Consider the following 21,387-nt stretch of genomic DNA (forward strand, 5'->3'; position numbering starts at 1 on the left):
AATGATCACCAAGACCGTCGCCCGCGCCCGCGCGCGGGCTTGGTTCCAGCTCGGCCGTCACGACGTCCGGTCGACCCTCCCCGCCGCCATCCAGGCGATCATGCAGGACGGCATGCTGGAGCGGATGTTCCACGAGTCGCTGCTGCCCGAGCTGCTCTTCCCGCAGATCGCGGAGGTCGAGGCGTGGCAGGCCGGCCTGGGCGACACGCGCATCATGACCCGCAACGGGCTCATGACCCCCGACCCGACGCCGACGACCGGCTCGGACCCGTCCACCGGCTCCTACGACGTCGAGCAGTGGACCGTGACGATGGACCAGTACGGCAAGTCCGTCGACACGAACATGCTCCAGTCGCGCATGACGCTGGCGTCGAAGTACCTCAACGACATCTCGCGCCTGGGCATCCAGGCCGGTCAGACGCTGAACCGGCTGGCCCGCAACAAGCTCTACGCCGGGTACGCCGGCGGGCGGACGTGGTGCACCACCACCGCCACTTCCGACTCCACGATCATCGTCGCGTCCACGGACGGGTTCACCCACGTCCTCGTCGACGGCGTGCCGACCGCGGTCTCCGCGTCGAACCCGCTGACCGTCACCATCGACGGCGTCGCCAACACCGTGACCGGCGTCGACACGGGCACCAACACCCTCACCCTGGGCACCGGCCGCGCCGACACCGCCGGTGACGCGGTCGTCTCCGCGCAGGCCCCGTATTCGGTGCGCGCCGGCACCTCCAACGACACGGCGTTCGACCTCGCGGGGGGCGACATCATCACCTTCGCCGACTTCCGGGCCGCGGTCACACGCCTGCGCCGCATGAACGTGCCGGCGGCCGAGGGCGGCAACTTCATCGCCCACATCGACCCGGTCACCGAGTCGCAGCTGTTCGACGACACCGAGTTCCAGGCCCTCTACCGCGGCCGCGCCGACTCGCCCACCTACCAGGACCTGGCGCTCGGCACGTTCGGCGGCCTGACCTGGGTCCGCAACAACGAGGTCCCGGAGCTCGCCTCCGGGGTCGACGGCCTGAGCACGACCGTGCACCGGCCGGTCGTCGTCGGCGCCGGTGCGCTCGTCGCGGCGCCTTTCGCGGACATCGGCGGATTCCTGCGGGAGACCGGCGTGGCCGACGTCCCGGACATCTCCATGGTCAACGTCGCCCCGGGTGCGGACGTCGCGCTCATCGTCCGCCCGCCGCAGGACCGGCTGCAGCAGGTCGTCTCCACGACCTGGTCGTGGGTCGGCGACTACGGCGTGCCGTCCGACAGCCTGGCGAACGGCGACCCGGCCATGTTCAAGCGCGCGGTCGTGCTGGAGCACTCCGCCAGCTGACCGCACGCCCCGCCCGGGCCCGACCCGGGCGGGGCCACAGGAAGGAGGGTCTCGTGCGCGTCCGCGTCAGCGAGAACATCAAGATCTTTCATGGCCACCGGTCCGTGCGGCTCGCCGCCGGCCAGGAGGTCACCGGCGAACTTGCCGCGCTGCTCCTCGAGCGCGCCCCCGGCAAGGTCACCGACCTCACCCCCGCTCACGGCCCGGCGGAGGGGACCGGACCGGACGGCGGCGGCCCGGAAGGGCCGGAGGGCCTGGACATCGAGGCGTCCGTGGCCGCGGTCGTCGGCTGGGTCGGCGACGACCCGGAGCGCGCCGCCGAGGCCCTGGCGGCCGAGCAGGCCAAGGACTCGCCGCGCTCCACGCTCGTCAAGCAGCTCACGGCCGTCGTGGGCGAGGCGTGAGGGGAGGCCGCCGTGGCTGATCTTCCCCCGCTGGCGACGGCGGCCGACCTTGAGACCGCCATGCAGCGTGAGTCGGGCAGCATCTCCACTGCGGCCCTGGACCTCGCGCTGCGGCGGGCCTCGGCCCGCGTCCGCTCCTTCACCCGCCAGGACCTCACCCTCGTCGAGCACGAGACCGTGGTCCTCGGCGGTGGCGGCCGGGTGCTGGCCCTGCCGCAGCGGCCCCTGGTCGTCGACGACGACCACCCACTGACCGTCGTCGAGCTCGCCGACCCGGGCGGCGTCGAGGTCACCGCGGTGGAGGACGTCGACTACACGCGGCTCGGCAGCGAACTGACCCGCGCCTACCCCTACTACGCGCCCACTCGGACGATGGGCTGGCCCTGGACGCGGCGAGGGGTGTGGGCGCCGCGCGTGCGGGTCACCTACTCGCACGGCGAGGCGGACGTCCCGGACGACATCGTCGACATCGTCCTGGAGCTGGCGTCCATGAACCTGGCCAACCCGGAGAACCTGCGCTCCGTCAGCATCGACGACTATGCGCGGACGTTCGCATCGGAGACCATCGGCAACGCCCGCCTCACCCCCGGGCACCGGGCCGACCTGCGCCCCTACCGGCGCACCGCGTTCTCGGTGGTCCTGTCGTGACCGCGCTGGACGAGGCGCTCGCGGCGGGCCGCCGGGAGGCAGAGGCCCTGATGCGGGAGACGATCACGATCTTCCGGCCGGGCCCCGACATCTTCGACCGGACGACGGGACTGAGCGTCCCCGGCCCGCCGGTCGTCGTCTTCTACACCGGCGCGGCCCGGGTGAAGCCGGCGCAGCTCGCCGACAGCGAGGTCCAGGCCGGGGAGCGGGAGGTCGTGCTCCGCCAGTACCGGGTCACCCTGCCTTTCGCGACCGAGCTGCCCGCGTCGGGGGAGCGGCCGAGGGCAGGCGATGTCGTCGACGTGGCCGCTTCGCCGGACCCGCGGCTTGCCGGGCTGCGGCTGTGGGTGACCGGCGTCCACTACGGCAGCACCGCCACGGCGTGGCGGATCATCACGGAGGAACGCTCGTGATCAACGCGAACACGCGTCAGCTCGACGCCCTCGCGGGGGTGCTCCGCGGCAACGCCGTCCGGGCGCAGGCGCAGGTGCAGGCGGTGGTCGAGCGGGGCGCGCTGAACGTCAAGAACGGCTGGCGCGGGAACGCGTGGGCCTCGGCCGGACGGCATGCGCGGCTGTACCCGTCGAGCATCAGCTACGACATGCGTCCGCACCCGGGCGGCGCGGCGGCGGAGATCGGGCCGGACAAGTCCCGCCCTCAGGGCCCGCTGGGCAACCTGCTGGAATTCGGGTCGTCGAAGAATCCGCCGCACAACGATGGCGGCCGGGCTTTGGCGGCGGAGGCCGCAGCTTTCACGGCCCATGTGGCGGCCATCGCGGCGCAGATGGGCCGCGGATGAGTGCCCCGAGCGTGCTGGACCACCGGGACGCGATCGTGGCGGCGCTGGAGGCCGTGGACTTGACGGTCGGTACCGGCGGCGCGCCCGATCCTCTGCCCGCTACCGGGATGTACGCGGTGGTGTACATGTCGCCGGGCCGGTCGGTGTCGGAGTCTCTCGCCGACCAGCGCACGTCCTTCGACGGGCTGTTTCAGGTGACGGCGGTCGGCCCGAGGGAGGAGCAGTGCCTGTGGGTGGCCGACAAGGTCCGCTCGGCGCTGCACGGCGGCGTGACGGTCGCCGGACGCAGCGCGTGGCGGCCCGAGGAGATCGGCGGGCCGCCCGTCATCCGCGACGACGACGTCACCCCGCCCGTCTTCTTCGCCCCCATCCAGTACATGATCCGCTCCCTCGCGTAGGAGGTCCCACTGTGGCCACCCTGACTGTCCAGACCATCCCCGCCGGCGGGCTCAGCCCCGTCTACAGTGCCGCGGCCGGCGGCGGCGACCAGCTCAAGCCCGGCAAGACCACGTTCCTGCACGTCGTCAACGGTGACGCGTCGCCGATCACAGTGACGGTCGCGACGCCCGGCACCGTCGGTGGTCTCGCCATCGCCGACCGGGCGGTGCCCGTCGGTGCGTCCGACGAGCAGATGATCCCGATCCCCGCCGACCTGTACGGCGACCCTGCGGACTCGGGTCTCGCGTCGGTGTCGTACTCGGCTGTCACCAGCGTGACCGTCGCCGCCCTGCGTATCTGACCCAGCCCGCTCCACCCCTTGTTGCCCGGCCCCGCCCTTGACGGGGCTTTTTTCATGCCCCGAAGGAGGCACTGCCGTGTCTGATGTGATCAACGACGGCAAGACCCGGGTCGCCTGGGTCACCAGCATCGCCGACATCTCCGCGCCGACCGTTGCCGAGCTGAACGCGGGCGACGATTTCACCGAGCGCATCACCCCCGACGGCCTGAACATCCCCGCCGAGACCGCCAATGTCGACAACTCCAGCCTGGCGTCGACGTTCACGACCAACCGCGTCGGCCGACGCGGTTTCTCCCCCGAGGTGACGTTCAAGCGGGGCGACAACCCGACCGACGACCTGCCGTGGACGACGCTCACCTACCAGACCGTCGGCTACCTCGTCGTGCGCCGCATCCTGCCCTACACCACCGCCTGGGCCGCGGACCAGGACGTCGAGGTCTACCCGGTGGAGGCCGGCGAGCGGAACACGATCCCCCCGGCGCCGAACGAAGTCGCGAAGTTCACATCGATGCTGATGCTGCGTGAGGAGCCGGACACCTCCGCGGTGGTGGCCGCCTGATGCCCGACATCGAGGACATCCTCAAGCGGGCACGGCCGCGCGAGCACACGGTGCGCGTCTGCATCGCCGGGGACGTGGCGGCCGAGGTCGACCGCCTGGAGGCCGAGCTCGCCTCGCTGTCCGACTGGAAGCCGGGCAGCATGGCCGATCAGCACCCGGGGATCGAGCTGGCCGAGCGGATCTCGGCGGCCCGGGAGCAGATGCGGGCCGCCGAGGTTTCGTTCACTTTCCGCGCCCTGGGGCGCCTGGAATGGTCCGATCTGGTCGCCCAGCACCCGGGGCAGACGGCTGATGAGGCGTGGGACTCGAAGACGCTGCCGCTGGCCCTCGTCTCAGCCTGCGCCATCGACCCCGTCATGACACCGGAGCAGGTCGACGACCTGTTCGAGACGCTCAACGAGGCGCAGCGTCAGCAGCTCATCGAGGCCGCGTGGCAGGTCAACGGGGAGGGCACCTCTATCCCTTTCTCGCTGCACGCCTCCGCGATCCTCGCCTCCCGCACCGACGGGAAGTAGAGACCGCGCGGGCGTGGGGAGTCCCGCGTTCGATTTTCCTGGGTCGCCCGTGGCCGCAGCCGGGTGAGCCGCTATGGCTCGACGACGACCGGGGCTGGGCCCTCGCGCTCCAGCAGGTCGAGACAGAGCGGTGCCCGGACTGCGGCCAGGACTGGGCCGCGGCCACCGACCCACAGAGCGAGGGCGCCTGGCGCGGCCAGGTGATCAGGTGCCACGCCTGTGCAGCCGCGTCCACGGCCATCGGCAGCTTCGAGAAAGCGGGCGGCGACACCCGCGGTCTCCACGTCCACGTCACCAGGGGGTGAGTCATGGCCGTCCGTACCGTCTCTGTGGCACTGACCGCAAATGTTGCGGCATTCCAGGCTCGGATGCGCGATGCCGCGCGTGTGGCCGGGCAGACGTCGAACCGCATCCGGGCCAGCATGCGTGATGCGGGCCGGTCGATGACGGCGATGGGTACCAACCAGCGCAGGTCGCTGGAGGCCGCCCGCACCGGGTCGCTCGCCCTCGTCGCCGCTTTCGGATTCGCCGTCTTCACCGCGGCAAAGTTCGAGAAGGCCATGAGTAACGTCGCTGCTGTCACGCAGGCGTCGGCCGGGGAGATGGCCCGGCTGCGGTCCGCAGCGCTGGAGGCTGGGCGCACGACCGCGTACAGCGCCAGCCAGGCCGCTGAGGCGGAATTCGAGCTGGCCAAGGCCGGTATCTCGGTCGCGGACATCGCGGGCGGCGCCCTGAAGGGCTCCCTGTCGCTGGCCGCTGCCGCGCAGATTGACCTGTCCGAGGCGGCGGAGATCAGCGCGACGACGATGACGGTGTTCGGTCTGAAGGGCAAGGACGTCGGCCACGTCGCCGACGTCCTGGCCGCCGCGGCCAACAAGAGCGCCACGGACGTCCACCAGCTCGGCCTGTCGTTCAAGATGGCCGGTCTCGTCGCCGCTCAGACCGGCCTGTCGCTGGAGGACACGACCGGCACTCTCGCGCTCTTCGCCGCGCAGGGCATGAAGGGGTCCGATGCCGGTACCAGCCTGAAGGTGATGCTCCAGCGCCTCACCCCGAACTCCAAGGAGGCCCAGGCGACGATGGACCAGCTGGGTCTGTCGGCCTACGACGCGACCGGCCAGTTCGTCGGCCTGCACGAGCTCGCCGGCCGGATGAAGGAAGCGTTCGCCGGCCTGACCCCCGAGGCCCGCAACTCGGCGATGGGCGTGATCTTCGGCAGTGACGCGGTGCGCGCCGCATCCATCCTCTACAAGTATGGCGAGGAGGGTGTGCGCCAGTACACGGACGCCGTCAACGACCAGGGCTACGCCGCGGCCGTCGCTGCTGTGAAGATGGACAACTTGATCGGTGACCTCCAGCTGCTGAAATCGGCGCTGGAGTCCGCGCTGATCGAGTCCGGGTCGGCTGCGAACGCGGCGCTGCGCGACATGGTGCAGTGGGTCACCCGCCTGGTCAACATCTACAACGGCCTGCCGCCCGGCGTGCAGCGGGTCATCGGCGGTCTGACAGGTGTCGTCGGTGTCGTCGGTCTCGTCGGCGCATCCATGCTCCTGCTCCTGCCCCGGATCATGCTCGTGCGCCGCGAGATGACCGCCCTCGGGGTGACGGCCGCCTCCACCCGAGCCGCCCTGATGACGCTGGGCCGCCTCGGTCTGGTCGTCGGCTCGATCATGGCCGTCGGCTGGGCCATCGACACAGTCGCCGACCGGTTCCGGGCCGCGCCGGCGGACGTCACGAAGATGACCAACGCCGTCGTCGACTTCGCGCAGAAAGGCAAGGTGGCGGGGGAGCTGACCCGGAACTTCGGCCAGGATCTCGACGGATTCGGCGACGCTGTCGCGCGCATTGCGCATCCCGGAGTCCTGGACCGTATCGAGGATTTCTTCGGCACATTCGACCCCGGCACGGATGTCGGCGGCCCCGGCCTGGACAAGGCCGTCGAGAAAGTGAAGGCGGTCGACGAGGCGCTTGCGCGGCTCGTGCAGTCCGGCAACGGAGAGCTGGCCGCCAACAGTTTCAAGAAGTTCGCGGCGGAGGCGGAGCGCGGCGGGACCTCGGCTGACAAGCTGCGCACGCTGATGCCCCAGTACACCGAGGCTCTCGTCGGTGTCGACACCGAGGCGAAGTTGGCGGCCGGTTCCCAGGGCGACCTGGCCGATGCTGCTGCTGTGACCGCTGATGAGATGGCCGATCAGCGCACGATGGCGGAGAAGCTGTCCGACGCCCTCGACTCGCTCAACGGTTCCTCGATCTCTGCGACGGAGGGTCAGATCGCTTTTGAGGCGAGCCTTGATGACCTGACGAAGACCGTGAAGGAGAACGGCCGGTCGCTGGACGTGTCCAAAGAGAAGGGGCGCGACGTTATGAGCGCGTTCCTCGACGCCGCGAAGGCCGCCCAGAAGCACGCCGCGGCGGTCGCGGAGCAGAAGGGCTCCGTAGAGGCCGGCAGCAAGGCCCTCGGGGAGCACATCGCCGCGCTTCGCAAGACGATGAAGGCGGCGGGCTTCACCGACAAGCAGATCGACGAGCTGATCGGTACCTACGCCCGGCTCCCGGAGTCGAAAGCAACGGGCGTGGATGCCCCGGGGGCGGTGGAGGCGCGTCGGCAGATCGACCACCTGCACAAGGCCGTGGCGGGTCTCCAGCCGGGCAAAACAATCACGATCAAGGCGCCGACCGGCGAGGCGATCCGGGCGTTGAAGGCCGCCGGTTACGCGGTGAAGACCATCCCGGGCAGCAAGGACGTGCGCATCACCGCCCCGACCGGGTCCGCTGTGGCGAACGCGCAGGCGCTGAAGCGGGAATTGGACCGCTTGAAGAGCAAAACGGTAACCGTCCACACCAGGTTCATCAGCAGTACGGGCGAGGTCCGGCAGCTCGGCAAGATGGGTCATTTGGCCGGGGGCGGCCAGGTGCGCCGGTACGCGGCGGGCGGCGGTGTCCGCGGATTCCCGTCCGGGGGCATGGTCCAGGGGCCGGGCTCCTCGACGAGTGACAGCATCCCGGCGATGCTCTCCAACGGCGAGTACGTGATCCGTGCCGCCGCTGTCCGAAAGTACGGCCTGGGGCTCCTCGACGGCCTCAACGCCATGAGCGCACCGTTGTCCGGCACCCGCTACACCCGGCCCACTCCGGCCCCTGCCGCACAGACGGGTCCGACGGAGGTGCGGGTGTTCGTCGGCGACCGGGAGATCCGCGACATCGTCCGCGTCGAGACCCGACCCCTGATCCGCGAGTCCGAGCAGCGGCAGGCGTACCGGGCGAAAGCGGGGCGACGGTGACAATCTCCTACAGCGGCATCGGCGCAGTCGCGGAGGCGACGTCGTCGATCACGCCCGCACTGCCCGGCAGCGCGGCGGCCGGTGAGCTCGCCGTACTCCAGGTCGTCTCCGCGCACACGGACGCCTCCATTCCGTCCGCACCGTCGGGGTGGACGCTGGCCGGGACGCTCTCGGGCGGCGGCGGTACCTACGGCGCGGGGACCGGGCCGCGCCGGCTGACCTGGTACACCCGCGTACTGCTGGGCGGGGAGGCCGACCCCACTACCGCGCTGCCCGCCGGGGACGGTGACAGTGTGCTTGCGGGCCGGGTCGTCACGCTGGCCCGCAGTGCGGGCACGGGCTGGCGATGGGCGGTCACGTCCGGCGAGGACACGTCCTCGGGCACTGGATTCTCCGCCACGGCAGCAACGGCGCTGACCTGGGCGCCCGGCGACTACGCGGTGGTGGGCTACGCCCTGCCGGTGTCGACCGCGGCCCTGTCCGCGGAGGCGGTGACAGCAGCGGGCGTCACGTTCGGCACGATCACCGAGCGGGCGGACGACGCTGTCACCACCGGCCACGATGCCCGCCTGGGCATCGCGACCGGCAGCGTGTCCTCGGGCACCGCGACCACCGCGCCGACCGTGGCCGCGACACTCAGCACCGCCGCGACCGGCACGGCGGGCGTGCTGCGTGTCCGCGAGGCATCCGCCGACCTCCAGGCCGCCGCACAGAGTGTTTTCCCGCCCCGGAATCTGGTGTCTGCTACCGGACTGGCGGCAGAGGACATCACCACCGTCACCATGTACCGGCAGGTCGGCTCCGCCCGCGACGCGGTACGCGCCACCTCAGACATCGACGTGACCGGCAGCGACGTCCTCCTGCGTGTCGACGGCGAGCAGCCGTTCGGAGTGCCCGTCACCTACGTGGCCGTCCTGACCGACGTCACCGGCGCCCGCTGGGAGGTGACATCGGACCCGCTGACGTCGACAGTGTCCAGCGACGTCCTCAGCGACGCCATCACCGGCACCGGCGCGGCCGTGCGGATCCTCGCCGGCCTCGCCAGGAAACGTGACCGCGCCGCGGCCGTCCTCAACGCCGGCGGGCGGCTCGTCGTCGTCTCCAAGGCCCGGTCGACGGCCACCTCCACCATCACCGTGGAGACCGCCACCGACGGGGCTGGTGACGACCTCGACGCCGTCCTCCAGGGCGCTACCGAGGGTGTGCTGCTCCTGCGTCACCGCACCCAGCTCACCCGCCTGGACGGCCACTACGCCATTCCGGCCGACGAGGAAGACCCCGACTGGTACGGCCCACACCGCCGCTGGACGCTCGACGCCATCGAAACCGAGCCCTGGCCTGACGTCCTGGAGGCCGCGGGCTACACGCTTCAGGACATCGCCGACAACTTCACCTCGCTTCAGGATGTGGCCGACGCATTCAGCCCCGGCACGCTCCTCGACATCGCCCTCCACGATTTCGGGGAGTGACCCATGCTCGACATGTCCGACCGCGCCCAGGCGGTCGTCCAGCGCTCCCACACGATGCACATCCGCGCGGAGGCGTGGCTCGGCGGCCGGCTCCTGGCCGACTCCATCCCCATCGCCGACGGCACCGAGACCCGCGACCGGTCCCTCGCCGTGCCCGAGCGGATCACGCTCACCGTGCCGCGCACCGACCGCGGCACCCGCTGGGACCCCATCGAGCCAGACGCGCCGCTCGCCGCCTACGGGCAGCAGCTGCGCATCGACTACGGCGTCGACACCGGCGGCCACACCGAGTGGATCAATCGCGGCTGGTTCCTGGTCAGCGAGGCAGAGACCGACGAGGAGACCGTCACCGTCACCGCCCTCGGCCTCCTCGCCCTCATCGACGAGGCGAAATTCACCGCCCCGTTCCAGCCCGCCTCCGGCGACACCCTCGCCAGCACGGTCCGCGCGCTCGTCGAACCCGCGCTGACCGTCCTCGTCGACAGCTCCCTCACCGACCGCGCCGTCCCCCTGGGCATGCAGTGGGACGACGACCGCATCGCCGCCCTCCACGAAGTCCTCGGCGCTTGGCCCGCCGACGCCCGCGTCACCGAGGACGGCTACCTCCAGATCGAGCCCCTCACCGACACCGGCACACCGCTCCTCGACCTCACCGACGGCGTCGGCGGCACCGTCGTCCACTGGCAGGGCACCGCCTCACGCGACGGCGCCTACAACGCCGTGGTCGCCGCCGGCGAGGACGCGGCCGGCAACCAAGTCCAAGGCGTCGCCTACGACCAGACAACCGGCAGCCCCCTGCGCTACGGCGGGCCTTTCAGCCCGCTGCCCGTCCCGTACCACATGTACTCGCCGCTGCTGCGCACCATCTCCCAATGCCGCACGGCCGCGGCCACCACCCTCACCCGCCTGCGCCGCACCGCGTCCCGCAGGCTCACCATCACGTGCGTCCCCCACCCCGGGCTCATGACCGGCGACGTCGTCACCGTCACCGGCGCGGGCCTCGTCAGCCAGCCGTGCGTCATCGAGTCCCTGTCCCTGCCGTACTCGCCCGGCGCGATGACCCTGACCGTGAGAGTGATCTGATGGCCGACCTCGCCGACACCCGCGTCTCCCTTGCCGGCCTCGGAGCCCTCCAGGGCGTCGCCCTCACCGCCTCCGCGTCCGGCGCCTGCATCGCCCGCGTCGGCGGCATCGAAATCACCGCCCGCGTCGTCACCGGCCTGACCGTCGCGGCATCCGACCAGCTGCTCCTGCTGCGTCGTGGCCCCACCTACTGGGCCATCGCCAAGGCCCCGGCAGCACCGTCCAGCGCGCCGACACCACCTGCGGCCGGGTCCGGCCCGGACGGCGGCGATACCTCACCCGACCCCAAGCCGACCATCACGACCGGCAAACTTGTCTGTGCGCCGGTTGCGACCGCCACCTACCGAGACGGCGTCTGGCGCACCGACATCGGGCCCGTCAACAGCGCGGACACCTACCAGGGCCGCTACAGCGGCTCCAGTTACGGCCGGATGACGGGGTGCGCGTTCTACGGCTCCGCGCCGCGCACCCTGGCCGGCGCGACCGTCACCGGCGCCACCCTCCAGGTCCGCCGCCTGACAGCCGGCGACTACGCGGCCCGCACCGCCACCCTCCGCCTGGTCTCCCAGTCCACCCGCCCCTCCGGCGCCCCCACCCTCAACGAGACCACCAGCGGCCCCTCGCTCGCCGTCGGCGCCACGAACAACAGCTTCGCGATCCCCACCTCCTGGGCGCAGGCAATGGTCGACAGCACCCGCGGGGGACTGGCCATCAGCATCTCCACCGACTCCCCGTACATCCGTCTCGCCGGCCGCGCCTCCTGGTCCGCCGCATGGACGCTCACGATCGCCTGGAGGCGAGGATGACTCAGCAGACCGCCAAGGGGATCACCTATCCCGAGTCCACCGACCACGTGCGGACCTGGGAGCACTGGCAGCAGATGGCCGAGGACATCGACGGCCTCATCACCGTTGCCACGGGCGAGGCCGAGGACGCCACGACGACCACCGTGACGAGCACCAGCTTCACCGACTCCTCCGGAGGCCCGTTCGCGGCGACGATCGTGGTACCCCCGTCAGGCACGGTGATCGTCAACATTCGCTCCACACAGCGCAACAGCACCACCAACAACACCATCACGCACTTCTCCGCGTCCGGGTCCGTGTCCGGTTCGGTGTACGGCGCGTCCACCGTGGCCGCGCTCATCGTGCGAGGCACCGACAACCTGTCCTTCAGCCTCTGCAAACGGCTCACCGGCCTGTCACCAGGCGAGACGCTGACCGTGACGATGCTCCACCGCGTCAACACCACGTCCACCGGCACGATGGACTACCGCCACATCCTCCTCGAAGGCACCCTCTGACTGCTGCCACCCCACCCGTTCGCCCCGTGCCGCTCCGGTCCGGGGCTGTCTCATGTCTGGAGCACCGCATGGCCATACCTCTCACTGCGGATCGGCTCCTGGCCGCGCTGCGCGCCGAGGGCGTCACCGTCGTCGAGCATTTCGGCTGGCGTACCCACAGCCGGAACCACGTCGGCGGCTGGGGCCCGGTCAACGGCGTGATGATCCACCACACCGTCTCCAGCGGCACCGCGTCGTCCGTCGAGCTCTGCTACGACGGCTATGCGGGGCTCCCCGGCCCGCTGTGCCACGGCGTCATCGCCAAGGACGGCACCGTGCACCTCGTCGGCAACGGGCGTGCCAACCACGCGGGCGGCGGCGACCCGTCCGTCCTTGCCGCAGTCGTCGACGAGCGGTACGGGACCCGCCCGCCGACCCCGCATCAGCATCAGGGCAGCGCGGGCGCTGTCGACGGCAACGCCCACTTCTACGGCTTCGAGTGCATCAACCTCGGCGACGGGAAGGACCCCTGGCCCCCGGAACAGCTCGACGCGATCGAGCGCGTCTCGGCCGCTATCTGCCGGGCGCACGGCTGGGGCGCCAAGTCGGTCATCGGGCACCTGGAATGGTCGGACTGGAAGAGCGACCCGCGTGGCTTCGGCATGCCGGGCCTGCGCGACCGGGTCCAGGCCCGCCTCGCCGCCGCCCCCACCAAGACCACGCCCGTACCTGCCCCTGAGGAGGACCCCATGGCCCTGACCGATGCCGACGCACGGAAGGTCGCCGACGCCGTGTGGGCGACACCGCTCGTCTCACCGACCGCGCCGCCAGGCACGTCCCCGCTGCGCACGGCCGGGACTTTCCTTCGCTGGGGTGACCAGCACACCGTCGACATCCTCGCCCGGATCGGCGCACTGTCGGCCGCCGTGACCGCGCTCGCCGAGGTCGGCGGGCTCGACGCATCCGAGATCCAGGCCGCCGCCGAGGCCGGGGCCCGCGCGGCACTCGCCGAGCTCGGCGACCGCCTCACCACCGACCGAACGGATCCTCTCTCATGACCGATGCCACCAAGCGCACCGTACGCACCGTCGTGCAGACCGCCGTCGGCATCGCCGTGGTGCTGCCTGCGATCGTCGACGCCTCGGGCATCCCCGCGTCCCTGCCATGGGTCGCCGGAGCGCTCGCCGTCGCTGGCGCCCTGACACGGGTCATGGCTGTGCCCGCCGTGCAGCGGCTCCTGCCCGGCTGGCTGCTCACTGAGGGTGCGCAGGACCGCGAGTGAGTACGCCGCCGTCGGACCCGGGCGTCTATATCAGCCCGGCGCAGACCTACCAGGAGGTGAGGGGCCTGTCGCAGGCCGTCGGTCGTATCGAGGGCAAGTTGGACCAGGCCCTCAGGGAGAACGCCGACCTGCGCGGCGATGTCCAGGACCACGAGGACAGACTCCGCACGCTCGAGGCCGCTCCCAAGACGACGGATCTCGCGCCCCGGGTCCAGGAAGTGGAGAGACTGGTCTGGCGGGCTGCCGGTGCTGCCGGGGTGGTAGGCGCCGCGGCTGGCATCTTCGTGCCGCTCCTGTTCCGCTGAGCTGCTGCGCCCCCTCTCGCCTGCGGGCGGAGGGGGCGGTTTCGTTGTGTCAGGTGTTGGGCAGGATGCGGTTGATCGTGCTGCGAGACGCACCCGTCGTCTGTTGCACCTCGGTGCGGGTCAGCTCGGCCTCCCCGACCGCCCACGTGATCAGCGGGTCCCGCAGGTCCCGAACCGATGCCCACCCGGCCAGCAGATCCCGAGCCACCGCCCGCGCCAGGCTCTCACCCGGCATCCCGCCCAGGCCCGGCAGCTCCCACGCGGGATGGATCGGCCGCGCGGCCGGGGCCGGAGCGAACGCAAGGGACTTCCGCAGGCCCTCACCGATCTGCCGCTCATGCCGGGCGACGACGAGCCGGGCGAGGGGCGCCATGCCGTAGTCGCTGCCTGGGTCAGCCTGGTCGCACTCCTGCGAGGTAGCCATGGCGCGCAGGGTCGGCGCGTCGACCTCCCCCAGCGGGGCGCCATGGCGCTCGGCGTCGTCCGCCTCGGCGAGCAGGCGCCCGGCGGTGTCGAGGTGGCCGCGCAGCCGCCGCACCACGGCGAGGTACCGCAGCGTCCTCGTCCACGGCTCGATCGCCTCGGCCTCCGCAGCGCCCCGCTCCTCGGCCGCCAGCGTCCCGCCGACTTCGAGCGTGCACACGGCGACCGGCTGGAGACCGTCCATCAGGTCCAGGCGGACGCCGTGCGCCTGCCAGGAGTCCTCCGGCCAGGTCTGGGTGCCGACGGTGCGGATGACGTACACGCCCGTGTCGCGCGCTTCGGTCGTGATCTCCACGGTGGGGTCTCCTTGCTGGGTGTGGGCGGCGGTCAGGCGGCGAGCTGGGTGCGGATCTGGGCGGCGAGGTCGAGGACGTCGTCGACCGAGACGAGCGGGTGCCCGCCGTGGTAGCTGGTGCGCAGCCGGCCGCCCTCGCGGGCCTGCGGGTCGCCGTCCCAGTCGGCGTCATACTGGTCGCAGATGACGATGGTGGTGGTGAGGAAGACGTTGACGGCGTGCGCGCGGTCCCCTGCGTCGGGGATGGTCGCGAGCTTGTTCGCGAGGAGCGCGACCCAGTAGTCGATGCTGATGATGCGGGCGCCGGTGCGGCGGTCGGTGCGGGTCTTGATCCTCGGTGTGATGGTCCGCGGCTCGCCGTAGCCGGGGGTGGTGATGGTGGCGGTGAGGTCGAGGCCCTGGCCGGCCAGTGCCTTCCGGGACGTGGCGGTCCGCATGGCGCCGATGGCGATGCGGCGGGCGAGGGAGGCGGTGTCGATGATCCACCGGCCGGCGGTCTTGGTGGCGGAGATGACGCCGCGTCGACACCAGGCGCGGATGGTGTCGACGGTGACGCGGGCCTGGGTGGCTGCGGTAGCGGTGTTCATCAGATCCCCCTCGCTGTATCGAGTGATACGACTCTAATGTATCGATCGATACATTCGCAAGGGTGGAGTTCAGCCCTACCCAGGGCCTTGCCCGCCGAACGCCATATGTCTACGGCTCATTCGCACACCCCTGGCGCCACACCGCACGACAGGTGCACGCTGTTGGGAGGGCCAAGGCGCGCCCGCGACTCGCGCACCCTGCATAGGCCCTTAGGCTCAACGGATGATCGAGACCATCGCTTTCGACATCGGCGAGACCCTCGTCCGCGACGACCGCTACTGGGCATCGTGGGCCGACTGGCTTGATACACCCCGCCACACCGTGTCCGCGCTCGTCGGCGCAGTCGTTGCCCAGGGCCGCGACAACGCCGACGCCCTCCGCCTTATCCGCCCCGGCCTCGACGTCCGCGCCGAGTACGCAGCCCGCGAGGCCGCCGGACGCGGCGAGCACCTCGACGAGACCGACCTGTACGACGACGTACGCCCAGCGCTCGCCGAACTGCGCAGCCTCGGCGTCCGTGTCGTCATCGCCGGCAACCAGACCGTGAAGGCCGCGCAACTGCTGCGGGCCCTCGACCTCCCGGCCGACCTCATTGCCACGTCGGGGGAGTGGGGCTGCGCGAAACCGTCCTACGAGTTCTTCGCCCGGGTCCTGGCAGCGAGCAGCAGCGCCCCGTACGCCACGCTCTACGTCGGTGACCACCCGATCAACGATGTCTACCCGGCGCGCGCGGCGGGGCTGCTGACGGCGCATCTGCGGCGCGGCCCGTGGGGCTGCCTGTGGGCGGACGACCCCGAGGTCGTGGCGGCGGCCGACTGGAGAGCTGGCTCCCTCGGCGACCTGATCGCGATCGTCCGTGAGCAGAACGGATAGTCGGCTGGGCCCTGTTCGGCATATGCCGGGCAGGGCCGATTTCGTTTGCTGAGGGTCGGCAGGCGGTACCGTTCGCGTGACGCCCGAATGGAGCCGGTATGCCCACCGACACCCCTGACGAGGTAGGCAAGCGGATCGCCGCCACCCGCCAGTCCCGCCGCATGACCCAGAGTGCCCTCGCGCGCGCCTCGTACCTGTCGCTCGCCATGGTCAAATCGATCGAGGGGGGACGGCGGTCGCCATCCGACGCCACCCTCGAATCGATCGCCGCGGCGCTCGGTGTCGACGCCTCCAGGCTGGTCATCGGCCACAGCGGTACGGAACGCCGTGTGCACGCCGCTCTTCCCGAGCTGTCCGCAGTGCTCGCCGCGTACGACATCCCTCTCGGTCCTCCCCGCCGGACCGGCCTCGAGCTCGAGGCCGCCGTCGAGGAAGCCGCCGGCTGGCGCCTGGCCGCGCAGTACGGACGGATCGCCAGCGGGATCCCTGCGCTCCTCCAGGACACCCTCAGTCAGCTGCACGCGACGGGCCGGCCCGAAGCCGCGCGGCTTGTCGTCTCTGCCGCCCGGACAGCGGACGCTGTCGCCTACAAGCACGGTGCGCACGATCTGTCGGCCCGCCTGATCGACCTCATGCGCTGGGCGGCAGCGCGAGCGGACGACCCGCTGCTCACAGCGACCTGCGCCTATGTGCGCACCGAGACGTTCTTCGCGGCCAGCGCCTATCAGGCCGGGCTGCACGCCCTGGAGATGGCCGTCGACGCGGCGCCGCCGCCGGACTCTTCCCGTACGGCCGCGGCGTCCGGCGCCCTGCACATGCGTGCCGCCGTCATCGCGGGACGTGCTGGAGACGCGTCCACGGCCGGTGCTCACCTGGCCACCGCCCGACAGCTCGGGCAACGGGCGCCGGAGGGCGTGTATCAGGGGACGGCGTTCGGCCCGGACTCCGTGCGTATCCACGAGGTCTCCGTGGCCGTGAGCCTCGGAGGAGACCACGTGGGCCGGGCGTTGGACGTCGCAGAGGAATGGAAGCCGCCGGAGAACCTGCCTGATGAGCGCCGCAGCGGGTTCTACATCGAGCTCGCGCGCGCTCAGCTGTGGTCAGGGCTGCCTGGTGACGCCTTCGAGTCGCTGAAGGTCGCGCGGGCCATTGCGCCACAGCACACCCGGGAGCACCCGTGGGCGCGTGCCGACGCGACGACGCTGCGCCGCCTGAAGCGCGCGGACGCTGAGAGTCTCACCAGCTTCGCCGAGTGGATCGGAGCGGTCTGACCTGCTCGGTCAAGGGATACAGGGGTGACACCTTGTACACCTTGTGACCCTTGTCTGCACGCATCATCGGTTCGTCGCAAGAGGAACGGACCGATGGGAGCGTTGCCATGTCGGAAGCCGCACCGCCCCGTCAGGTCACCGGGCGTGTGAGTATCGCGCGTCTGCACGGCAAGGCGTGTTTCTGCTGCGGGGCTGTAACCCGCGAGCTCGCGCCGGCGGGCGCCGTCGTCCTGCCTGGACGCAAGCGCGCATGGCCGATCGTCACCTGCGGGTGTTGTGACCGTCCCCTGATCTGCGACTCCCGTACGGCCCCTCACGAGACCCCGGCGACCGCGCACACGGCCCCGGGGCATGGCCAACGCTGACAAGGAGCGTTCGACGTGAAGCAAAGTACCGCCACTGAGGCCGAGTTCGCAGGCGAGTGCGACGTGCGCCCCCTCGACATCACCATCATGCGGAGCACGGCGCAGCGGACTCTCGCGCTGGGCGAGGCCCCGCCCCTGGCCGAAGACCTTGAGACGCTGACCAGCAGGCTGCGAGGCCACATCCAGCTGCTCCTGCCTGAGGTCCGCGGACTCATCAGCGCCCAGCCCGCGACCGACCAGCCCGCCATGGCCGCGCGGGTCGGCGTTGAGGAGGCGCACCGGCGGCTGACGACGACGAAGGGGTTCGGCCCGGACGCTGCGTACCGGCACGCTGCTCGCCTGGCCCGCTCGGTACACGCCCTGTGTGACCACTACGAGACGCTGAACCCGCCGATTCGCTGACCGGCACGACACCCAGGCGACCGCATTCGGGTCAAAGGTCGCACCCCATGAACGCTCGCCCCGGCCGGTGGACCGGAAGCCCCAGTCGGGGCGAGCTCGAACGCCCCCGCCCCGGTACGCCGTGGCGGGGGCGTGCCGTCCGCAGTGCGCCACGGCACGTAGGACACCGCCCGGCCGAGCACCTCGCCAGGAATCCGGCCGGGCGGCCACCACCCATCGGACAGCAACAGGAGGCAGCGCTTGAGTACCACAACGACAGCTACCGCCAGGGACCCCCGGACACTCATCACCGCGGACGAGTTCTCCGGCGTCGCGGCCACGGTCTTGGACAACAACCCGGGGATGGATCCCGGCGACGCCGACCGCATCGTCGAAGAGGCCCTGAAGTTCGTGGCCGCCGCCGTCATGTTCCCCGGCGGCATGCGCCCGTCCCGCACTGTGGACGAGGGATGGCACGCGCTGATCCTCCACACCCTCGTCTACGCGCGGCTGTGCAAGGACCTTGGCCTGTTCGTGCACCACGTGCCCGAGCGCCCCGACAGGAGCAGGCACAACCCCGGCGCCCTGGAGGAGACACAGTCGCGGATCGTGGCCGCCGGATTCGCGGTGGACCGCACGCTGTGGCTGGGCCCGTCGAACGGCAGTGTCCCGGTCGCTGCCGAGTGCGAGCACACGAGCTGCGGTGACGCCAACTGCGAGCTGAACTGCTCGACCAGCCACCCCAACTGACCACAGCTGACTACGCTGACAGCCGTGAGCACCCAGTGGCAGAGCCCCGAATACGGCAACCTGATCGGTCACCTGGCCGGCCTCCGGCGTCAGCGCCGGTTCCTGTCCACTCGCAGAGGGCCGGGCCGGTGCCGTAGCTGTCACGGCACGCAGCGGGTCGTGATCGTGGACGGAGGGCGCAACGTGACCTACAGCGAGCCGTGCCTCGCCTGCCGCGGTGAGGGGCGTCCGGAGACTGCGCGCCGCACAACGTGACCGCACCCTTGTGTGGCGGCCCTGCCGGGTTCTGACTCAGGCAGGGCCGCTCCTCGTTTCGGTCAGCTCTCCGCAGCCTCCGTAGGCTCCGGCTCGGGTGGCCGCAGGACGAACGTGCCCTTGCTCGGCAGTGTGACCACCAGGCCGCGTTCGCGGAGGGCCTGGACCGCCCGGCGCGCCGTGCCCGGGGCGACACCGTAGGCCGTGGCCATAGCCCGCTCGTTCGGCAGGCGTGCCCCGTAGGGAAGCTGGCCCGACCGGATCTCTGCCTCGACCTGGTCGGCCACGCGCATGTAGACGTACTGGAACTCGGCGCCCGGAAGATCGCTCATGGGCGGAACCTATGGCTCTCCTATACCCCCGGCGTCGGTAGGTGGCGACCTGGGGCGGCATGGAGCGGCCTGTAGCGGATGTTAGGGTTCCGCCGTGCGACGGCGCAGGTCGCACCCACAATCGCCCGTCCCGGGGCAGCTCCGGAAGACTCCCCGGGACGGGCTTCCATGTTCCCCCGGCCGGGTGCCCGCCGGGGAAGCGAAGAGCCCCGCTCGGCCGGATGTCTCCGGCCGGCGGGGCTCTTCGCGGTTCCGCACCCGATCCCGCGATGTACGTACCCTCTTACATTTCTCATCCCAGACGTGCAGACCTTCCTTGGTCTCCACGCACTCCTGGGCGACGCCTGGTCCCATCACCTCGGACAGTCCGTAGATGTCGACCGCGTCGATGGCGAACCGCTCCTCGATCTCGTGCCGCATCCGTTCCGTCCAGGGCTCGGCTCCGAAGATGCCGGTCCGCAAGGAGGTCGACCGAGGATCGACACCCTGGCGTTCGAATTCGTCGAGCAGCGTGAGCATGTACGAGGGCGTGACCATGATGATCTCGGGCCGGAAGTCCTGGATCAGCCGGACCTGGCGGGAGGTCATGCCGCCGGAGGCCGGGACGACGGTGCAGCCGAGCCGCTCCGCGCCGTAGTGCGCGCCGAGACCGCCCGTGAAGAGGCCGTAGCCGTAGGCCACGTGGACCATCTGGCCGGGCCGGCCGCCCGCCGCGCGGAGGGACCGTGCCACCACGTCGGCCCAGACGTCCAGATCGTGGGCGGTGTAGCCGACGACGGTCGGCCGTCCGGTGGTACCGCTGGACGCGTGGACGCGCCGGACCCGCGACCGGTCGACGGCGAACATGCCGAACGGGTACTGCTCGCGCAGGTCCGCCTTGGTGGTGAAGGGGAAACGTGCGAGGTCGGCCAGGGAGCGGCAGTCGGAGGGGTGGAGTCCCGCCTTGTCGAAGGACCTCCGGTAGAAGTCCACGTTCTCGTACGCGTGGTGCAGCGTCGCTCGCAGCCGTTCCAGCTGGAGGGCCTCCAGCTCCGCGCGTCCGAGCCGCTCGCCACTGTCCAGCAGGTCCGTCATGGGCCGTGTGCTCCCGTCCTGTCGCCCCGGAACAGGCGACCGATCATTCGGTGGAGGTCTTCGGGGCCAGTACATCCACTCCGACCCGGTTCCTGGCAAGAGGCGGGCCCGGAATTTCCCGTCCACCCGGTACGGCCGTCACGTCCCGCCCGCCGGCCCGGTGTCCGCCGCGCCCGCGGAAAGTCGCTTGCGCGAGCCTGAACCCGGTGCTGCGGTCCTCGCATGGATCTCCGCGCGACGCTCGCCGCACACGACCGCCGGCTACGTCGGGGGGCGCGCCCCGACGGGCCCGGCAGCCGCATCGAGCGCGACGGGTCCGTCGTGCGTCAGACCGGGCCCGCACACGCCTGGAACGGCGTTCTCTGGTCCCGCGTCGACGAGACCGACGCGGACCGGGTCATCGCCGAACAGATCCGCCACTACGACGCCCTCGGACTCGCCTTCGAGTGGAAGGCGTACGGGCACGACGGCCCCGCCGATCTCGCCCGGCGCCTGCTCGCGGCCGGCTTCACCGCCGGGGAGGAGGAGACCCTGATGGTCGCCGAGACCGCTCGGCTGACCCGGTCCGCCGTACTGCCCGAAGGCGTCGCACTGGTCCCGGTCACCGACGCGGCCGGCGTCGACCTGGTCGCCGAGGTCCACGAACGCGCCTTCGGCACGGACCGTTCGCACCTCGGCCGCCGCCTCCGCGAGCAGCTCGCGAGCGCGCCCGGCGAGGTCGCGGCGGTGCTCGCCACGGCCTACGGCGAGCCGGTCGCCGCCGCCCGCCTGGAGCTGTACCCCGGCACGGACTTCGCCGGTCTGTGGGGCGGCGGCACCGTGGACTCCTGGCGGAGCCGGGGGGTGTTCCGTGCCCTGGTCGCCTATCGCGCCCGCATCGCCGCCGCGCGCGGCCACCGCTACGTCCACGTCGACGCGGTGGACACCAGCCGGCCGATCCTCCTGCGCCTCGGCTTCGTCCCGCTCACGACCACGACGCCCTACGCGCACGCCCCCGTCCGTCCCGAGGGCCCCGGGCATC

General features: G+C 71.3%; 24 protein-coding genes and 2 pseudogenes. 22 read left to right on the forward strand and 4 right to left on the reverse strand.

Annotated elements, in window-relative coordinates; all coding sequences use genetic code 11:
• Nucleotide 1 precedes the first annotated feature (1 nt).
• The 17 genes from OG393_RS30970 (at nucleotide 2) to OG393_RS31050 (ending at nucleotide 13,699) form a co-directional block, all read left to right on the forward strand.
• Nucleotides 2–1,333 carry a hypothetical protein gene (locus OG393_RS30970; RefSeq protein WP_327378006.1) on the forward strand — a complete coding sequence of 444 codons (1,332 nt, stop codon included), beginning with the start codon at nucleotides 2–4 and terminating at the stop codon, nucleotides 1,331–1,333.
• A 53-nt stretch (nucleotides 1,334–1,386) separates the two neighbouring features.
• On the forward strand, nucleotides 1,387–1,737 hold the full coding sequence (locus OG393_RS30975) for a hypothetical protein (protein WP_327378007.1): 351 nt from the start codon (nucleotides 1,387–1,389) through the stop codon (nucleotides 1,735–1,737).
• Between the two features lie 12 nt (nucleotides 1,738–1,749).
• Nucleotides 1,750–2,385, forward strand: coding sequence for a hypothetical protein (locus OG393_RS30980; protein ID WP_327378008.1), 636 nt, complete (start codon nucleotides 1,750–1,752; stop codon nucleotides 2,383–2,385).
• Nucleotides 2,382–2,798, forward strand: coding sequence for a DUF6093 family protein (locus tag OG393_RS30985; RefSeq protein WP_327378009.1), 417 nt, complete (start codon nucleotides 2,382–2,384; stop codon nucleotides 2,796–2,798). The genes OG393_RS30980 and OG393_RS30985 overlap by 4 nt, the downstream gene beginning before the upstream one ends.
• The gene (locus tag OG393_RS30990; RefSeq protein ID WP_327378010.1) at nucleotides 2,795–3,184 is read left to right on the forward strand and encodes a hypothetical protein; all 390 of its coding nucleotides are present in this window, start codon (nucleotides 2,795–2,797) and stop codon (nucleotides 3,182–3,184) included. Before OG393_RS30985 ends, OG393_RS30990 begins: the two co-directional genes overlap by 4 nt.
• Entirely contained in the window at nucleotides 3,181–3,582 is a 402-nt protein-coding gene (locus tag OG393_RS30995) for a hypothetical protein (RefSeq protein ID WP_327378011.1), read from the forward strand. The genes OG393_RS30990 and OG393_RS30995 overlap by 4 nt, the downstream gene beginning before the upstream one ends.
• 11 nt (nucleotides 3,583–3,593) lie before the next feature.
• On the forward strand, nucleotides 3,594–3,923 hold the full coding sequence (locus OG393_RS31000; RefSeq protein ID WP_327378012.1) for a hypothetical protein: 330 nt from the start codon (nucleotides 3,594–3,596) through the stop codon (nucleotides 3,921–3,923).
• Between the two features lie 76 nt (nucleotides 3,924–3,999).
• Nucleotides 4,000–4,482, forward strand: coding sequence for a phage tail tube protein (locus OG393_RS31005; RefSeq protein ID WP_327378013.1), 483 nt, complete (start codon nucleotides 4,000–4,002; stop codon nucleotides 4,480–4,482).
• A complete protein-coding gene (locus OG393_RS31010; RefSeq protein ID WP_327378015.1) occupies nucleotides 4,482–4,997 on the forward strand; it encodes a hypothetical protein in 516 nt (171 codons plus the stop codon). Before OG393_RS31005 ends, OG393_RS31010 begins: the two co-directional genes overlap by 1 nt.
• A 452-nt stretch (nucleotides 4,998–5,449) precedes the next feature.
• A complete protein-coding gene (locus OG393_RS31015) occupies nucleotides 5,450–8,278 on the forward strand; it encodes a phage tail tape measure protein (RefSeq protein WP_327378016.1) in 2,829 nt (942 codons plus the stop codon).
• Nucleotides 8,275–9,747, forward strand: coding sequence for a hypothetical protein (locus OG393_RS31020; protein WP_327378017.1), 1,473 nt, complete (start codon nucleotides 8,275–8,277; stop codon nucleotides 9,745–9,747). Before OG393_RS31015 ends, OG393_RS31020 begins: the two co-directional genes overlap by 4 nt.
• A 3-nt stretch (nucleotides 9,748–9,750) precedes the next feature.
• Nucleotides 9,751–10,830: a DUF5047 domain-containing protein gene (locus tag OG393_RS31025; protein WP_327378018.1), complete on the forward strand. Its 1,080-nt coding sequence runs from the start codon at nucleotides 9,751–9,753 to the stop codon at nucleotides 10,828–10,830.
• Nucleotides 10,830–11,636 (forward strand): hypothetical protein, encoded by an 807-nt coding sequence (locus OG393_RS31030; protein ID WP_327378019.1) that lies wholly within the window; start codon nucleotides 10,830–10,832, stop codon nucleotides 11,634–11,636. The genes OG393_RS31025 and OG393_RS31030 overlap by 1 nt, the downstream gene beginning before the upstream one ends.
• On the forward strand, nucleotides 11,633–12,133 hold the full coding sequence (locus OG393_RS31035) for a hypothetical protein (protein WP_327378020.1): 501 nt from the start codon (nucleotides 11,633–11,635) through the stop codon (nucleotides 12,131–12,133). The genes OG393_RS31030 and OG393_RS31035 overlap by 4 nt, the downstream gene beginning before the upstream one ends.
• A 68-nt stretch (nucleotides 12,134–12,201) precedes the next feature.
• Nucleotides 12,202–13,170, forward strand: coding sequence for a peptidoglycan recognition protein family protein (locus OG393_RS31040; RefSeq protein ID WP_327378021.1), 969 nt, complete (start codon nucleotides 12,202–12,204; stop codon nucleotides 13,168–13,170).
• Entirely contained in the window at nucleotides 13,167–13,394 is a 228-nt protein-coding gene (locus OG393_RS31045) for a hypothetical protein (RefSeq protein WP_327378022.1), read from the forward strand. Before OG393_RS31040 ends, OG393_RS31045 begins: the two co-directional genes overlap by 4 nt.
• Complete coding sequence (locus tag OG393_RS31050; protein ID WP_327378023.1) at nucleotides 13,391–13,699, forward strand: hypothetical protein; 309 nt, start codon at nucleotides 13,391–13,393, stop codon at nucleotides 13,697–13,699. The genes OG393_RS31045 and OG393_RS31050 overlap by 4 nt, the downstream gene beginning before the upstream one ends.
• A gap of 49 nt (nucleotides 13,700–13,748) precedes the next feature.
• Here OG393_RS31050 and OG393_RS31055 read toward each other — a convergent pair whose 3' ends face one another.
• The gene (locus OG393_RS31055) at nucleotides 13,749–14,477 is read right to left on the reverse strand and encodes a hypothetical protein (protein ID WP_327378024.1); all 729 of its coding nucleotides are present in this window, start codon (nucleotides 14,475–14,477) and stop codon (nucleotides 13,749–13,751) included.
• 32 nt (nucleotides 14,478–14,509) lie between these two features.
• A complete protein-coding gene (locus OG393_RS31060; RefSeq protein ID WP_327378025.1) occupies nucleotides 14,510–15,064 on the reverse strand; it encodes a helix-turn-helix domain-containing protein in 555 nt (184 codons plus the stop codon).
• 223 nt (nucleotides 15,065–15,287) lie between these two features.
• Here OG393_RS31060 and OG393_RS31065 point away from each other — a divergent pair, with 223 nt between their 5' ends.
• From OG393_RS31065 to OG393_RS31080, 4 genes are all read left to right on the forward strand, one after another.
• Nucleotides 15,288–15,938: an HAD family hydrolase gene (locus OG393_RS31065; protein ID WP_327378026.1), complete on the forward strand. Its 651-nt coding sequence runs from the start codon at nucleotides 15,288–15,290 to the stop codon at nucleotides 15,936–15,938.
• A gap of 98 nt (nucleotides 15,939–16,036) precedes the next feature.
• Nucleotides 16,037–17,209, forward strand: a complete 1,173-nt coding sequence (locus tag OG393_RS31070; RefSeq protein WP_327378027.1) for a helix-turn-helix domain-containing protein — start codon at nucleotides 16,037–16,039, stop codon at nucleotides 17,207–17,209.
• Between the two features lie 380 nt (nucleotides 17,210–17,589).
• Nucleotides 17,590–17,976, forward strand: a complete 387-nt coding sequence (locus tag OG393_RS31075) for a DUF6415 family natural product biosynthesis protein (RefSeq protein ID WP_327378028.1) — start codon at nucleotides 17,590–17,592, stop codon at nucleotides 17,974–17,976.
• A 240-nt stretch (nucleotides 17,977–18,216) separates the two neighbouring features.
• Entirely contained in the window at nucleotides 18,217–18,705 is a 489-nt protein-coding gene (locus OG393_RS31080) for a hypothetical protein (RefSeq protein WP_327378029.1), read from the forward strand.
• 317 nt (nucleotides 18,706–19,022) lie between these two features.
• On the opposite strand, the gene OG393_RS31085 is transcribed toward OG393_RS31080, so the two are convergent.
• Entirely contained in the window at nucleotides 19,023–19,292 is a 270-nt protein-coding gene (locus tag OG393_RS31085) for a GntR family transcriptional regulator (protein ID WP_327378030.1), read from the reverse strand.
• 291 nt (nucleotides 19,293–19,583) lie between these two features.
• Nucleotides 19,584–20,366 (reverse strand): annotated as a pseudogene (locus OG393_RS31090) (AMP-binding protein); the annotation flags it as partial.
• A 222-nt stretch (nucleotides 20,367–20,588) separates the two neighbouring features.
• Between OG393_RS31090 and OG393_RS31095 the strand changes: the two are divergent.
• Nucleotides 20,589–21,362 (forward strand): annotated as a pseudogene (locus OG393_RS31095) (GNAT family N-acetyltransferase); the annotation flags it as partial.
• Between the last annotated feature and the right edge of the window lie 25 nt (nucleotides 21,363–21,387).

Source organism: Streptomyces sp. NBC_01216, assembly GCF_035994945.1.
Taxonomy (GTDB): domain Bacteria; phylum Actinomycetota; class Actinomycetes; order Streptomycetales; family Streptomycetaceae; genus Streptomyces.

What these genes read in the sequence shown, in the direction of transcription:
- OG393_RS31065 (WP_327378026.1), top strand. Translation starts at nt 15,288, where the DNA reads ATGATCGAGACCATCGCTTTCGACATCGGCGAGACCCTCGTCCGCGAC.
- OG393_RS31030 (WP_327378019.1), top strand. Translation starts at nt 10,830, where the DNA reads ATGGCCGACCTCGCCGACACCCGCGTCTCCCTTGCCGGCCTCGGAGCC.
- OG393_RS30995 (WP_327378011.1), top strand. Translation starts at nt 3,181, where the DNA reads ATGAGTGCCCCGAGCGTGCTGGACCACCGGGACGCGATCGTGGCGGCG.
- OG393_RS31040 (WP_327378021.1), top strand. Translation starts at nt 12,202, where the DNA reads ATGGCCATACCTCTCACTGCGGATCGGCTCCTGGCCGCGCTGCGCGCC.
- OG393_RS31015 (WP_327378016.1), top strand. Translation starts at nt 5,450, where the DNA reads ATGGGTACCAACCAGCGCAGGTCGCTGGAGGCCGCCCGCACCGGGTCG.
- OG393_RS31060 (WP_327378025.1), bottom strand. Translation starts at nt 15,064, where the DNA reads ATGAACACCGCTACCGCAGCCACCCAGGCCCGCGTCACCGTCGACACC.
- OG393_RS30970 (WP_327378006.1), top strand. Translation starts at nt 2, where the DNA reads ATGATCACCAAGACCGTCGCCCGCGCCCGCGCGCGGGCTTGGTTCCAG.
- OG393_RS31085 (WP_327378030.1), bottom strand. Translation starts at nt 19,292, where the DNA reads ATGAGCGATCTTCCGGGCGCCGAGTTCCAGTACGTCTACATGCGCGTG.
- OG393_RS31045 (WP_327378022.1), top strand. Translation starts at nt 13,167, where the DNA reads ATGACCGATGCCACCAAGCGCACCGTACGCACCGTCGTGCAGACCGCC.
- OG393_RS31025 (WP_327378018.1), top strand. Translation starts at nt 9,751, where the DNA reads ATGCTCGACATGTCCGACCGCGCCCAGGCGGTCGTCCAGCGCTCCCAC.
- OG393_RS31070 (WP_327378027.1), top strand. Translation starts at nt 16,037, where the DNA reads ATGCCCACCGACACCCCTGACGAGGTAGGCAAGCGGATCGCCGCCACC.
- OG393_RS31010 (WP_327378015.1), top strand. Translation starts at nt 4,482, where the DNA reads ATGCCCGACATCGAGGACATCCTCAAGCGGGCACGGCCGCGCGAGCAC.
- OG393_RS31035 (WP_327378020.1), top strand. Translation starts at nt 11,633, where the DNA reads ATGACTCAGCAGACCGCCAAGGGGATCACCTATCCCGAGTCCACCGAC.